Source organism: Mycolicibacterium sp. 624, from assembly GCF_040548615.1.
In the GTDB taxonomy this organism is placed as follows: domain Bacteria; phylum Actinomycetota; class Actinomycetes; order Mycobacteriales; family Mycobacteriaceae; genus Mycobacterium.
This window is the reverse complement of record NZ_JBEPRZ010000006.1, coordinates 425785-440013: the sequence shown is the minus strand read 5'-3', so window position 1 is coordinate 440013 and position 14229 is coordinate 425785. Positions and strand designations below refer to the sequence as shown.

Here is a 14229-nt window from a genome sequence, read left to right as displayed (position 1 = left end):
TCACCCATTCGCGTTCTCAGGCGCACAACGACCCTCGCCAGCTGGCGGGGCCTCGACGTCGGGCCGTCCGCTCGGCACCCCGCTCTGCCACGTGGCCCACTTCCCGACGGAGAACGGACCCACCGCGCCCTCCTTCTCGTAATATCCCTGCGGGTCATAGACTTTGGCCTCTGGATATGGCCACGGACATGCAACCGAGGTGGCCAGACCGCTGGCCTTGATCGCCGCGAACCAGGCGCCGTAGGCGAAGTACGCGATGTTGATGATCGCGAACATCACCAGGAAGGTGCCGAGCACGGGTTTGCTCGGGAACAGCCTCGCCTTGGCGGCGAGCTTCTCCGCCACCGACTTTCCGGTGTCGTCGCGGTACACGAGGATGCCGGCCGGCACCATGACGAACGTGACGGCGAAGGACTCCCAGATCAGCGGGAACTGGAACGGGGTGCCGACAAAGATCGAGCCGAACGGGATCACCTGCGAGTAGATGTACATCCCTGTGCGTATCGAGCCGATCTCGAGGGCCGCGTCGAAGACGAAACCGATCACCAGGATCAGCAGACCCAGGCTGATCAGCGGGTGGCGCCAGACGAAGGCCTCCGGATCCCGCTTCGCCTGGAGTTTGCGCAGCACCCATACCGCGACGAAGTAGGGGCCGAAGTAAAACGTCACGTAGCCGAACACGATGAACGGTTCGACCGTCGGCGACATCATGATCAGGGGCCACGATTCGGGCCAGTGCAACAGATCGGGGTTGTAGACCGCGAACGGCGCCCAGTTCATGATCGGGTCCTGCCACACGATCAACGTCGTGCAGAGGAACATGAGCATGATCGGACTGCCCGGGTTGCGTCTCCAGCCGATGACGAAGATGACAACCAACTGCACCAGCAGCAGCGCGGTACCGAGCTGGACCCACAACATCCAGTTGTCGACCCCGAAGAGGTACTCGACCGGCCGGGGTCTGCCCTCGGTGTTCGGATTTGCCACCCGGGGGTCCAGCGCAGTACGCGAGACGACGACGAAAAGGGCGACAAACGTGACTACCGCCGAGGCGTTGATCCAACGGCCCCAACGGATCTCGTTCGCACCTGGACGCGCCGGGGACGATTTGTCCTCAAGCAGCGGCGCCGATTCCTCGGTTGTCATGTCACTCCTGCCCGAAGCGGTCGACGAGGTGCGAGGTGACCCCGTCGGCGTCGAGAGTCCGCGCCACCAGATATCCGGCTCCCATCCACGCCCGGCGCGTCCACTTGCCAAGCGACACTCGGGTTCCCGGCGCCCCCGAGGCGGCGGGCACCATCTTCACCCGCTCCAGTGCCTCCTTCACCCCACGTGGGCTCAGCGGATGCGAGTCGGTGAATGCGCGCACCAACGTGGTGGCCACGTCACGATTGACCACGGGTACGCAGTACTCGGGGCGGCGACCGCCGTACCTCTCGGCGTAGCGGTCCAGGAAGTCCTGCCCGATCGGGTTGCCCTCGTCGTACTGGTCGACGCCTATCCACCCCATGAACGCGTTCCACATGATCGGGTTGACCCAGGCGTTCTGAAACGCCGTGGTCGTGAAGCGCGGCGGGTCCCACTCCAGAGCCTCCAGCGCAGGATTGACGAAGACGATCCCGAAGCCGAACCCAAGGTGCACGATGGCCTCGGCCTTCGCCTCGTGCAGGGCACGGACCGCCTCATCGACATCCTGCGCGGTCTGCGCAACGGCCGACTCCGCGACGATGCGAATACCCTTGCGTCGGCAAGCGTTCCGGAGATTCTTCACGTAGCTCTCGCCGATGAGGCTCTGCTCGACGAGTACGCCGATCTCCTTGAGTCCACGCTTGGCCACCAGGTCGGCGATGAAGATCGGCTCATCGGTCATCGAGCCCTGCGGGAAGGCGAAGGTCCACTCGCCGAGCCAGTCGTCGGTGCCGGTGACGCTGAGCGCAGGGACGCGGAAGCGTTCCTCGATGGCCTCCCGCAACGGGACGCAGTTGTCGGTGATGTTCGGGCCGAACACCGCCAGGCAACCCTCGTCGACGAGTTCGCCGAAGGCGTCGATCACCGCCTTGACCGAACCCTTCGGCAATCCCTCGACCTCGCGATAGATCATCTGCACCGGCCGGTCCATCAGGCCTTGCTCATAGGCCTCCTCGAAGACGAGGTCGAAGCACTGGGTGAAGTCGGCCAGCATCTCCTCGGGAAACCCCGGGGGCAGCTTGAAGTCCATCAGGTAGCCGACCTTGATCGGCTCGGCAGTGCTCTCGTAGGACACGTGACCTCCCTCGGAATTCGTTCAGGACAATGCGTCACACACGGTCAGGCCCCAGCCGGCCCCAGGTAGACGTCGATCATCTCGACCAAACCGCGGGTGACGTTCGGGTCGTCGGTCAGCGGGCCTGCGATCGCGGCTCGTGCGGCGTCCCGAGGGGTGAGCCCCTCGGCGATCAACCGCCCCGCGGCGATCAGGACCCGCGTCGAGGACACCTCGCGGAGCCCGCCGGTCTCCAGTCGGCGGATCGCGCCGGCGAAGCGGACCAGTGCTGCCGCGGTATCGGAGTCGACACCGGCCTCGAAGGCGACGATCCCCTCCTCGACCTCGGGGCCGGGGAACGTGAACTCGATGGCCACCATCCGTTGACGCGTCGAGTCCTTGAGGTCCTTGAGCACGCTCTGATAGCCGGGGTTGTACGACACCACCAGACCGAAGCCGGGAGCCGCGTTCAGGGTGACGCCGAGGCGGTCGATGGGAAGTTCACGACGGTGGTCGGCAAGTGGATGCAGGACCACCGTGGTGTCCTGCCTGGCCTCGACGACCTCGTCGAGGTAGCAGATGGCGCCCTCGCGCACCGCCCGCGTCAGCGGCCCGTCCACCCACTCGGTGTCGCCGCCCCGCAGTAGGTAGCGCCCCACCAGGTCGGCGGTCGTGAGGTCGTCGTGACAGGACACGGTGATCAGTGGGCGATCCAGGTCATGCGCCATCGCCTCGACGAACCTGGTCTTGCCGCATCCGGTGGGACCCTTCAGGACTATCGAAAGACCCTGCCGATACGCGGCTTTGAAGACCGCCTCCTCGTTCGCGACGGGCACGTAGAAGGGGCGCTCGGCCCGGCCACCGGCGGACGCCGCGGAGTTGTCGAACTCCAGAGTTCCCAGCGCATGATCGGCGGCGTTGCCTGGCATCGCATCCCCTTCTCGGCGCTCCGTCCATCGGATCGCGTCAACCCGCGAAACCGTGACGGAGACCGTCGCGGTGCGGGTGTGGCGAGCCTAGCGCGGAACAGATGTTTGGTACAAGTGCTGCGCGTAAATTACCGCAGGCAAACTCTTGTCGGACTCGCACTTTCACGACGCCTTCCGGCGCCGCGCCTCGGCGCGGTTGAGTGCCACGCGGAACAGGGGGCCGATGACGCGGCTCAATTGACCAGGCTCGGCGATCGTCGCGTGGGCCGCGGTTCCGAAGACCCGTCGCAGCTCCTCGACGTCCGTTCCCGCGCCAACTGTCAGACACAGGCACCCGATGCCCTCCCGAGTGACCTCACTCAACGCGCGACGTGCGTCGGCCGCGCCGTACACGCGCTCATAGCCGTGGTCGTAGGCCAGCCCATCGGAGAGGACGACGAGCAGTCGGCGGGGGGTGCCCGCCCGCTCGCGCAGCACCGTGGCGCCGTGCCGGATGGCCGCGCCCAGCCGCGAGTACGCGCCAGGCCGCAGCCCATAGAGCCGTCGCATCGCCGCGGTGTCGAACCGCTCGTCGAAGCGCTTGATCGGCGTCATGTTGACCGCCGAGCGCCCCTGGGAGCTGTACGCGAAGAGCGCGACCCGATCCCCCAGTTCGTGTAGCGCCGTGGTCATCGCCGCGGCCGCGGTCCGTTGCTGTTCGTGCACGGTGCGCCCGTCACCTCCGGCCTCCGCTGCTGACCCCGACACGTCGAGCAGGATGAGCACGGACAGATCTCGGCGCCGCCGCAGATTGTCGACGTATACCGAGTCGTCAGGCGCCGATCCCGCCGCGAGTTCCACCTGCATCTCGACGGCTGCATCCACATCGATGTCATCACCCTGCGCTTGGCGGTGGTGTCGACTGAGGCCCATTCCGAGCCGGGTCAATGACCGTCGCAGCGCATGACCGTCAGGGGTCGACCAGCCCTCTCCGAGAGCCGTGGCCTCGGCCTCCACCACCGTGCACCAGTCCTGGCGATAGCGCTTGTGGTGAAGGTCCCACTCCGGATACGTGATGCCCTTGATCGCGTCGTCGGCCGTGTCTCGATCGGGGGACGGCGTCAACGAGGACACCACGGCGCCCGCTCCACGCGTCGCCGACCGTCGTTGATGGGTGGCCGCGTCCGCGCCGGGTGGGCCACCGCCGCCGAGCTGTCTGACCTTGCTCATCATCTTGGCCAGAAGCCTGCCGATGCCGCCCCCGCCGGCCGGGCTCGAGAACAGATCAAGCACGTCCTCCTCGGTGTCGGCCTCTCCGAGCAGTTCGGACAGGTCTCCCTGCGGCTTCTTGGCTGGGCGGTGTCGGGCCGCGGCGGCCGCCCTCGACTTCTCCGCGGCGCGATGTTCGGCTAGCAGCCTGCGCGCATGAATCGTGCCGAAACTCGCCGGCGTCGGGCCGATGACCGCACGACTTTCCGCCATCGCCAGAGACGCGGAGGGTGATCCGCTCGAAACGTCGGGACAGCCGTCGATCAACGACCGCATGGACATCGGCAGGAACGGAGCGTTGGCGTCGAGCGCGCGCCGGCCCTCGACAGCCAGGTAGCGGTCCGCCAACGCCTGCCGCTTCGCCAGCCTGGCGACGATGTCGGGTTCCAGACCACCCGCCGCGAGCAGACTTGCCTGCACGGTTAGCGATTCGAGTTGCGAGCGCAGACTGGATGCGGCGTCGACGTAGACGGTCCTGCCGTCTGTCCACGCTGGCTCGCCCGCCTCCAAGGCGGCCACCACCAGGGGGCGCCCGGCCACCGCCGAGGCGAACATCCCCAGCCGTTCCACCACGGTGTCGTTCGCCACTGGGCTCCCTTGCGCCGGGTCCGAGAACGTTGACCAAATATCTGTTCCAACGTAGAGTCCGGGACGCCCGCCAGTCAATCGATCACTGCGTCCAGAGGCGTGGCGTCGGGACGGGAAATGGCGGGAACCGCATCATGATCGAGTTCACCGGACAGGTGGCGGTGGTCACCGGATCGGGTCGTGGCCTCGGTCGGCTGTACGCCCTTGATCTGGCCCGGCGCGGCGCGGCCGTGGTGGTCAACGACGTGGGCGGTTCGATGCACGGCGAGGGTACCAACACCAAGGTGGCCGACGACGTCGTCGCCGAGATCCACGCGGCAGGCGGCAGAGCAGTCGCCTCCCACGAGTCGGTGGACACCCCCGCGGGCGGTCAGGCGATAGTCGACACCGCGGTCGACGCGTTCGGCCGCCTCGACGTCGTCATCAGCAACGCGGGCATCTTCAACAGCATCGCGTTCGACGACCTGAGCGTTGACGACTGGCGCCGGATGCTCGGCGTGCACTTCGACGGCGGGTTCTATCTGAGCCAACCGGCCTTCCGGGTGATGAAGTCCCAGGGTGGCGGCCGGTTCGTCTTCATCTCATCCTCGGCGGGCATGTTCGGGCAACCCATGGAGGCGCATTACGCCGCAGCCAAGACCGGTCTCGTCGGCCTGTCCAATGTCATTGCCATCGAGGGGGCCGCGCACGGGATACTGTCCAACACCGTTCTGCCCACCGGATTCTCACGCATGGTCACCGAAACGGTGGGTGACGAGAAGTTCCTGACCGAGTCGGGCTTCATGCGCGCGATTCGCGCCGAGCTGGTCGTGCCGCTGGTCGTCTTCCTCGCCAGCAGGGCGTGCACCCTCTCACATCAGAACTACTCGGCGAGCGCGGGCCGCTACGCGCGGGTCTTCGTCGGCCTGGGCCGAGGCTGGTCGGCGGGTGCCGACGACACCCCCACCGCCGACGACATCGCGACCCATCTTGGCGAGGTGTCGGCGACCGAGCCGTTCATCGTCCCCGAGTCGATAGTCGACGAGGTCCTCGATGTCTGTGACCGCCTGGGTATCAGCGCGATGCCCGATAACGCCGCGATCGCCTTCCCCGACCACACGCGCTGACATGAGGATCATCGAGGCGACATCCGACGCGGCGGGCGCGGTACAGCACCGTATCGGCGCAGGTCGGTAGGATCGCCACGTGGCGCACCCGGGAACTTCGACGACCCCGAAACCGCCTCACCGCTGTTCTGAACTGCCGTTCTGACCTCTGACAGGAGCCGACATCGACGCCTCATCGACGACGGGCCAGCGCGGACGTGGCCCCGCGAAGGCTCGGCAGTCCCGGTCGGGTCCCGTCGTGGCCGGTGCGCCGTCGACCGGCAACGGAGGCTTCAGCGGTAATGACGCGACTCGGCGCACCGAGATCCTCGAGACCGCCAATGCGGTGATCGCCACGTCGGGTCTGCGGACATCGCTGCAACAGATCGCTGACGCCGCCGGCATCCTCGCGGGCAGCCTCTATCACCACTTCGAGTCCAAGGAAGCCATCCTTGTCGAGTTGATCCGCCGCTACCACGCGGAACTCGACCGCATCGGCGAGATCGCGCTGCAGCGTCTCGACGAACCCGACGCCAGGCCCGCCGAGGAACAGATCATCAGCCTGTGCTGCGCGATCGCCCGCTGCGCGGTCGAACACCGTGCCGCCCTGCAGATGTCGTTCTACGAGGGCCCGAGTGCCGACCCCGAACTCGCGGAGCTGACCCGACTACGCCCGGCGAAGCTGCTCGCGGCGATGCAGCAGGCGCTGCGGGCGGGCCGGTGGAGTGGCTACATCCGGCCCGACGTCGACCTCCCCGTCGTCGCCGACCGCATGGTCCAGAGCATGCTTCACGTGGGCCTGGACATGATCCGCCACAAGGCCTCCAGTGATCAGGTCGCGACAATGATGTCCAAGATCGTGCTTGCCGGACTCGCTGCGCGGGAGCGCAGCGATGCCGAGCTGGATACCTCGGCGGCGTTCATTGCGGCACAGGGCGTCATCGACACCTGGGGCGATGACGCAGACACGGATGACAAGGCGGCGCACGTGCGTGCGGTCGCGCGTGCCGAGTTCGGTCGGCGCGGCTACGAGATGACCACGGTGCGTGACATCGCCTCGGCGGCGGGCCTTGGCACCGGAACGGTGTACCGCGTGATCGGCTCCAAGGACGAACTCCTGATGTCCATCATGCTGTCGTTCGGCAAGAAGGTCGGGGGTGGCTGGACCGACGTGTTGCAGTCCGACTCGACACCGGTGGAGAAACTCGACGCGCTGTCGTGGCTCAACATCAATGCCCTGGATCGCTTTCCCGACGAGTTCCGCATCCAGCTGGCGTGGATGCGCCAGTCCCCGCCGGACACAGCCGATCCGGGGTGGTCGTTCAGCATGCGCGTTCGACAGATGAAATCGCTTCTGTCTGAGGGCATCAAGTCCGGCGACATTGGGATCGAGAGTCCAACGGCCGAAACGCTGGCCCGCTGCGTCATCGGCATCCAGTGGATTCCCGAGAACATCCTGCAGGACCTCGGCACCCGCGACAGCCTCATTCTGTCCCGCGACACCGTGCTGCGCGGCGTCGCTGTGCGCACGGACTGAAAGAGGGCGCACTCATGAGCGAGCACGTCGACTATCTGGTGACCGGGGCGGGCGGCGGCATCGGCGGAGTGAGCCGCTCCGTGGTGCAGCTACTGATTGGCGACGGCGCGCGGGTTCGGGCGATGGTGCATCGGGAGGACGAGCGCGCCGACGCGCTCCGAACCCTTGGTGCTCAAGTGGTGGTGGGTGACCTCACGGACCCCGGCAGCATCGTCGCCGCGCTGCGCGGTGTGAAGCGAATGTTCTTCAACATGAGCGTCTCGCCGTCGTATCTGACGGCGACCGCCATCGTCTGCGCCGCGGCCCGTGAGAACGGTGACATCGACGCCATCGTGAACATGTCGCAGATGACGGTGTCTCAGATGACGCTGACCAGCACCGAGGAATCGGACCAGCACCGACTGCACTGGCTGGCCGAACAGGTCATGGACTGGTCCGGGCTGCCGGTCACCCACATCCGGCCCACGGTGTTCATCGACAATCCACTACTGACGTTCCTCAACGCCGAGTCAGTCCACGAGCGGCACGTGCTCGCCCTCCCGTTCGGCCGCGGCCGGACCTCACCGATCGCCGCGAGTGACGTCGCCCGTGTCGTCACCGAACTGCTGCTGCACCCGCAGCGCCACCGTAGCCACGTGTACGAGTTGACGGGACCGGAGGTCCTCGACATCGACGGCCTGGCCCAAAGTTACTCGCGCGCGCTGCAGTACCCGGTGGCGGCGCAGGACATCGCGCTCGATCAGTGGCGGCAAGACGTACTGGCCGGCGCGGGCCTTCCGCCACACGTCGAGCAGCACATCGCGACGATGGCGCGGCTGCATCGGGACGGCCGCTACGACCGCCTCACCAACGACGTCGAACGAGTCACCGGCCAGTCCCCGATGACGGTCGAGCAGTACATCACCGAGAATCCGCAGAAGTTCGTCGGCTGACTCACTTCTGGTGGCACGCACCTCAACTGAGCGCGCCGACCGGTTCCTCCACGCCATTGAGCAGGTCGTTGTCGGCGAACGCGCCGCGGTAGGCAGCGGCCGGGTGCCGGTCGGGCAGCCGATCGCCGCGGCCAAGTAGCTTCTGCCGCAACGTTCCCGACTTGTCCGTGGCAATCAGGCCACGCTCCCGCAGGGTCGGGAAAAGCCGGTCCGCCACCTCTCGGAAGGAGCCCGGAACGGTGGCGTGGTACACGTTGATGCCGTTGACACCGGCCTCACGCCACTCCTCCAGGCGATCCGCGATCTCGTCGGCGGTGCCCACGACGCGGTTGGCCCCCTCCAGCACGAAGGCGAGGTCGCGGATGGTCGGCTCGGCATTGCCTGAGGACTCCGCGGCCCAGCGGGCGAATCCCTGCACACCCTTGAACTCGCCGAGTTCACTGATCGGCGTGTCCAGCGGCAGGCTGCCCGCGTCGACACCGGCATCACCCAGTGCGTGGAGCGCGACGCCCTCCAAGTCGAGGTAGCGCTTGAGTTCGTCGTTCCTGCGGACCGCCTCCTGGTGCGTGTCGCCGATCACGAACGACAGTCCCTGCGCGAAGGCGATGTCCTCGGGATCGCGGCCGTACTGCGCTGCCAGCGCGCGTGTCTCGGTCGTCAGCGCATACGCGGCCTCCGGGTGCGGGCTGCTGATGTAGACGCCCTCGGCGTTGCGGGCCGAGAAGAGTTGGCCGGCGGAAGATGCACCCGCCTGGAAGAGCACCGGTGTGCGCTGCGGCGACGGAGAGACGAAGTGCGGACCCTCGACCGAGTACCGCGGACCGACGTGGTTGATCTTGTGGATCTTCGAAGGGTCGGAGTGGATTCCGCGTTCCTTGTCCTGCACCAGGCCGCCCTCGTCCCAGGAGCCCTCCCACAGCTTGTAGGCGACGTCGACGTACTCATACGCCCACTCGTAGCGCTCATCATGTGTCAGCGTGCCGTCGTGTCCGAAGCTGCGGAACACGTTCTCGTTGAAGCTGGTGACGATGTTCCATCCGAGGCGGCCGTCGGTGTAGTGGTCCAGCGACGACATCCGGCGGGCGAAGTTGAACGGATGGTCCTGGACGATCGAACTGGTGAACACTATGCCGAGGTTGTCGGTCACCGCCGCGAGTGCCGATGCGAGTACCGACGGGTCATTGACCGGCACCTGAATGCCACCCTCGACGGCCTTGCGCCAGTTGCCGTTCCACGGCGCCCGCAGCCCGAAGACGTCGGCGAAGAACAACAGGTCGTAGCCGGCCTTGTCCACCTCCGCGGCCACCGACGTCCAGTGCCGCAGCGAGTTGAACTTGTGGTTCTCGGCCTCGGGGGCACGCCACAGCCCGTGCAGCACGTGGGATGCGGTGTTCATGACGAACGCGGAGTAGAACAGCGGTCGCTTGCTCACGGGTGTCTCCTGTACTCGGGTCGCGATTACGGGTTGATGGGGCCGAGGGTGTCCCGGATGATCGGGTTGTCGGAGGTCTGTAGGAACTCCGCGATCCTCGGGTCCTTGAACGTCTCGATCAGTTTCTGGACGTTGGGATCGTCGAGGTGCTTCTCGCTGACCACCAGCCCACCCTCACTGCCCTTGGGTGCCGGATGGCGGGCCAGGATCTGGTCCTCGGTGAGGCCCGCGGCGTACACGTCGGAGATGTGAACGACGATGGCGTCGACGTCGGCGAGGCTGCGGGCCAGCTGACCGATCGGAACCTGAACGAATTGGTAGCCCTTGGGGTTTGACGCGATATCGGACAGCTGCGGCAGACCGGTGATCGAGTCCTTGCCTGGCTTCAGGGTGATCTGACCGGCCTGCGCCAGGTCGAGCAGCGCGATCGCCTGTCCGGCGGGGTCGTCGCGCAGCGCGATCTTGGCGCCGTTCGGCAGGGCGTCCCAGCTGCGGTACTTGTCGGAGTAGGTGGCCTGATCCCAGGTGAAGGTCGGCGCGGCGAGTACCAGGTCGAACCCGTTGGCCGCGATGGCGTCGTTGAGGAACGGCTGGTGTTCGAAGAAGTTGCCTGCCACGTCGCCCGCATCGACGGCGCGGTTGATCTCGATCAGGTTGTCGATCTTGACCGGCTCGATGGTGATGCCGTGGTCGGGCGCAATGTCATCGGAGATGAACTTCAGCAGGTTCTCCGCGGCGATGTCGGTGCTCCATGTCGCGACCGTGAGCGTCGTGCCGAAGGGTGCGCTCTTGTCGGAGCCGTTCGCGTAGAGGACGCCACCTGCGATCGCGAGCACCGCCACGATCGCGCCCGCGATCCACGGCCACCGCTTCTTGGTCTTGATCTCGATGTCATCGCCGACGGGCGGACTGGTCAGATTGGTCACGGGAGGGTTCCTTAGCGGGTCGATGCAGTGCTGGTGGATGAAGTGGGTGATGCGGGAGTCAGCGCGTCAGTGCCCTGACGAGGCGATCGCCGAGGAACTGAACGATCTGGATCGTGACGATCAGGGCGACCACGGTTGCGATCATGATGTTGTCGTCGAATCGGTTGTAGCCGTATGTGATCGCGAGATTGCCGACACCGCCGGCGCCGATCGACCCCGCGATGGCCGAGTACTCGATCATCGCGATGGTGTTGACGGTCAACGCACCGGCCAGGGCGGGTAGCGCCTCGGACAACTGGACCGAACGGATCACCTGCAGGTGGGTGCCGCCGGAGACCAGACCCATGTCGGTGACGTCGGATCGCACCTCGCGCAGGGCGTTCTGCACCAGCCGCGCGAAGAACGGCACGCCCGCGACCGTCATCGGCACGATCGCCGCCTGGATGCCGATCGTGGTTCCGACCAGCAGCCGTGTCACCGGGATGATGGCCGCCATCAGGATCAGGAACGGCAGCGACCGGCCCACGTTGACCAGAGTGTTCAGTGCCGCGAACACCCTTCGGTTGGGATACAGACCGAAATCGGAGGTGTTGTGCAGCGTGATTCCCAGCGGGGTACCGATCAACAGCACCAGCGCCATGGTGATACCGACCATCAGCCAGGTCTCCCCGTAGGCGGGCAGCAGCAGGTCGGGCACCCTGTCCCACGGCGTGTTGAAGTCCTCCCCCACAGCGAGGTTCATGCGGCGGTCTCCTTCGATCTGACGTCGACTGTCGTCACGTGGAGTCCGCGCTCGCGGAGGAACGCCTCGAAACCGGCGGGTGCGGACGGGGCGATGGCGAGCAATGCCCGCCCGACCGCCACGCCGCGGATCGCCTCGACGCTCGCGCTCAGCACGTTCACCTGCGCACCCGAGATTCCGGGCGCAGCGTGGATCGAGGTGAGCCAGTCGAGTGGAACCTCGCGCGACGCGTAGGAGACCTCCCAGATCTCACCGGTGCCCCGAAACGGCACACTGGGCCGGTCCGGAAGCAGTTCACGGGCGAGAGCCGAAGTGGGGTCGAGGATCACGTCGTCGACGGAGCCGCTCTCGATGATGCGACCACCGTCGATACGCGCCACGGAGTCCGCGATCTCGCGTACGACCTCCATCTCGTGGGTGATCAGGATGATGGACAGACCGAACTCGTCGCGCAGGTGGCTGAGCAGCTCCAGGATCGACTTCGTCGTCGCCGGGTCCAGGCCGGAGGTCGCCTCGTCGGACAGCAGGTAGGACGGCCCCAGGGCAAGTGCCCGGGCGATCCCGACCCGCTGCTTCTGGCCACCCGACAGTTGCGCGGGCAGATCGTCGCGGCGATCACCGAGACCGACCTTCTCGAGCAGGGCGGTGACGCGTTTGTCGATGGAGCCGTCCGTGGCGCCCAGGTACTCCAACGGCAGGCCGACATTCTGGGCGACGGTGCGGCGTCGCAGCAGCGGTGCGGTCTGGAAGATGACACCGACACTGCGGCGCGCCGCGAGAAGCTCGGCGCCCTCCAGTCGGGTGAAGTCCTTGCCGTCCACTCGCACGGCGCCGCTCGTCGGACGCTCCAAAAAGCTGACGCAGCGCGACAGCGTGGTCTTGCCCGCACCACTCGGACCGACGACGGCGAGGATCTCGCCGTTGGCGACGGACAGCGACACGTCATCGAGGACGGTGCGGTCGCCGAATCGCTTTGTGAGGTTCTCGATCTCGATCATGTGATCCTTCTCGGTGGATTTGCCTCGCGCCGAATGCGTCCTCGATCGACTCCACCCCGAGAGAACGCTGAATGGCCAGGCAGGCGCTAAACCTACGGTGGCCGCAGGAGGCTGCACAGGGTACGGATCGGGTTGATCCGAATTGGATTTGATGACGAAAGTCAGTCACTGCCAAGATCGTTCGTCGGAACACCTGATCGCGACCGGTTCGAACGCGTAACTTCGACCCGTGACCACGGTGCTGCGGGCCGTCGTGGTCGGCTCCGGGATCAGCGGGCTGACCACGGCCATCTCCCTGCTCGAGGCCGGCCACTCGGTCCGGATCGTGGCCGCCGAACCCGCCATGTCCACCACCTCGGCGGTGGCGGCGGCGGTCTGGTTCCCGACCCATGTCGCGCCGTGGGAGCGGGTGTCGGGGTGGGGCGAGGACACCTTCGGCGTGCTGGCCGAACACGCGGCGGCACAGGTGCCGGGGGTGATCATGCGCGAGTCGCTGGGGCTTTATCGAGAACAGCCGGGCGAAGCCACGTGGGTGGGCGCAGTGCGCGGTGTTCGCGATGCGCGGGCCGACGAACTTCCCCCCGGCTATGCCTACGGCTTGCGGTACGCGGTGCCGTTGGCGGAGATGCCCCGGTACCTACCGTGGCTGGTGGCCCGGGTCCGCGCGCTCGGCGGGCAGTTCACCCAGCGACACCTGCAGTCGCTGGACGACGTGGGCCACGGGGCCGACGTCGTGGTCAACTGCGCCGGGCTGGGTGCCAGCGACCTCGTCGGCGACGCGTCGATGTACCCGGTGCGGGGTCAGATCGTGCGGGTGCGCAATCCCGGCCTGACCGTGTCGGTTCGCGATGAACTCCATCCCGGCGGCCGCGCCTATGTGCATCCGCGCACGGCGGACTGCATCCTGGGCGGCACTCTGGACGTGGGGCAATGGGACACCGCGCCCGACCCTGCCGTCGGTGCGGCGATCCTGGCGCGGTGTACCGACCTGGTTCCCGCACTGCGCGGTGCGGAGGTTCTCGAGCACGTCGTCGGGCTGCGACCGGGCCGCCCGACCGTTCGCCTCGAGGAGGGTGAGCGGTTGAGATCCGGTGCGAGAGTGGTGCACAACTACGGGCACGGCGGCTCGGGCATCACGTTGTGCTGGGGCTGCGCCCGCGAGGTCACCGCTCTCGTCGGCCAACCTCCCCCGCCGGGCGGAGGTTAGGCGGGCACATCAGAAGGGCACGTCGATCTCGCCGTTCGTGGTGTTCCCCTCATCGTGATTCGGGTTGATGTACCCCAGTCTGAAGGGTGAAACGGGATTGGTGCCATACGGCACGAGCGGATCGGTTCCGGTCCCATCCTGCGTTGGCGCAGCCGTGTCCGAAACACCCGGATCGGCGACGATATTGCTTTGCGGGACGGGCACGGAACCGGAATCGGCGCTTGCAACAGGTGCCAGACCCATCGCGGCACCGATCGCGGCCGCGGCCAGCCATGGTGCGATGCTCTTGATCCTTGTCGTCATGAGACTCTCCTCTTCGCTTGGTCGCCGTATCCGGTCAGGCAAATCATCGCGCTTTGGCAC

The 14229-nt window shown here is 66.7% G+C and carries 13 protein-coding genes; 4 read left to right on the top strand and 9 right to left on the bottom strand.

The genetic code is table 11. The features are described from left to right. From ABIA65_RS24545 to ABIA65_RS24530, 4 genes are all read right to left on the bottom strand, one after another. On the bottom strand, positions 1-1146 hold the full coding sequence (locus tag ABIA65_RS24545) for a spirocyclase AveC family protein (protein WP_354525170.1): 1146 nt from the start codon (positions 1144-1146) through the stop codon (positions 1-3). A 1-nt stretch (position 1147) separates the two neighbouring features. After that, positions 1148-2263: an ABC transporter substrate-binding protein gene (locus ABIA65_RS24540; RefSeq protein WP_354525169.1), complete on the bottom strand. Its 1116-nt coding sequence runs from the start codon at positions 2261-2263 to the stop codon at positions 1148-1150. A gap of 44 nt (positions 2264-2307) precedes the next feature. Next, entirely contained in the window at positions 2308-3171 is an 864-nt protein-coding gene (locus ABIA65_RS24535) for a CbbQ/NirQ/NorQ/GpvN family protein (RefSeq protein WP_241399415.1), read from the bottom strand. A gap of 162 nt (positions 3172-3333) precedes the next feature. Next, a complete protein-coding gene (locus ABIA65_RS24530; protein WP_354525168.1) occupies positions 3334-5007 on the bottom strand; it encodes a nitric oxide reductase activation protein NorD in 1674 nt (557 codons plus the stop codon). 134 nt (positions 5008-5141) lie between these two features. Between ABIA65_RS24530 and ABIA65_RS24525 the strand changes: the two genes are divergently transcribed. The 3 genes from ABIA65_RS24525 to ABIA65_RS24515 all read left to right on the top strand — a co-directional run bounded on the left by ABIA65_RS24525 (position 5142) and on the right by ABIA65_RS24515 (position 8561). After that, positions 5142-6113, top strand: a complete 972-nt coding sequence (locus ABIA65_RS24525) for an SDR family NAD(P)-dependent oxidoreductase (RefSeq protein ID WP_354525167.1) — start codon at positions 5142-5144, stop codon at positions 6111-6113. Positions 6114-6351: 238 nt separating this feature from the next. Beyond that, on the top strand, positions 6352-7629 hold the full coding sequence (locus tag ABIA65_RS24520; protein ID WP_241399418.1) for a TetR/AcrR family transcriptional regulator: 1278 nt from the start codon (positions 6352-6354) through the stop codon (positions 7627-7629). Between the two features lie 14 nt (positions 7630-7643). Continuing rightward, positions 7644-8561, top strand: coding sequence for an NmrA family NAD(P)-binding protein (locus tag ABIA65_RS24515; protein WP_354525166.1), 918 nt, complete (start codon positions 7644-7646; stop codon positions 8559-8561). 22 nt (positions 8562-8583) lie between these two features. Here ABIA65_RS24515 and ABIA65_RS24510 read toward each other — a convergent pair whose 3' ends face one another. Genes ABIA65_RS24510 through ABIA65_RS24495 form a run of 4 tightly spaced genes read right to left on the bottom strand, consistent with a single transcriptional unit; the run spans position 8584 to position 12659 of the window. Then, positions 8584-9993: an NtaA/DmoA family FMN-dependent monooxygenase gene (locus ABIA65_RS24510; protein WP_354525165.1), complete on the bottom strand. Its 1410-nt coding sequence runs from the start codon at positions 9991-9993 to the stop codon at positions 8584-8586. Positions 9994-10019: 26 nt separating this feature from the next. Continuing rightward, positions 10020-10919 (bottom strand): MetQ/NlpA family ABC transporter substrate-binding protein, encoded by a 900-nt coding sequence (locus ABIA65_RS24505; protein WP_354525164.1) that lies wholly within the window; start codon positions 10917-10919, stop codon positions 10020-10022. 58 nt (positions 10920-10977) lie between these two features. Continuing rightward, the gene (locus ABIA65_RS24500; RefSeq protein WP_241399422.1) at positions 10978-11661 is read right to left on the bottom strand and encodes a methionine ABC transporter permease; all 684 of its coding nucleotides are present in this window, start codon (positions 11659-11661) and stop codon (positions 10978-10980) included. Beyond that, positions 11658-12659, bottom strand: a complete 1002-nt coding sequence (locus tag ABIA65_RS24495; protein WP_354525163.1) for a methionine ABC transporter ATP-binding protein — start codon at positions 12657-12659, stop codon at positions 11658-11660. Before ABIA65_RS24495 ends, ABIA65_RS24500 begins: the two co-directional genes overlap by 4 nt. 229 nt (positions 12660-12888) lie before the next feature. Here ABIA65_RS24495 and ABIA65_RS24490 point away from each other — a divergent pair, with 229 nt between their 5' ends. After that, positions 12889-13866 carry an FAD-dependent oxidoreductase gene (locus tag ABIA65_RS24490; protein ID WP_354525162.1) on the top strand — a complete coding sequence of 326 codons (978 nt, stop codon included), beginning with the start codon at positions 12889-12891 and terminating at the stop codon, positions 13864-13866. 9 nt (positions 13867-13875) lie between these two features. Here the strand turns inward: ABIA65_RS24490 and ABIA65_RS24485 are convergent, their stop codons facing one another. Next, entirely contained in the window at positions 13876-14169 is a 294-nt protein-coding gene (locus ABIA65_RS24485; protein ID WP_354525161.1) for a hypothetical protein, read from the bottom strand. Positions 14170-14229: the final 60 nt, after the last annotated feature.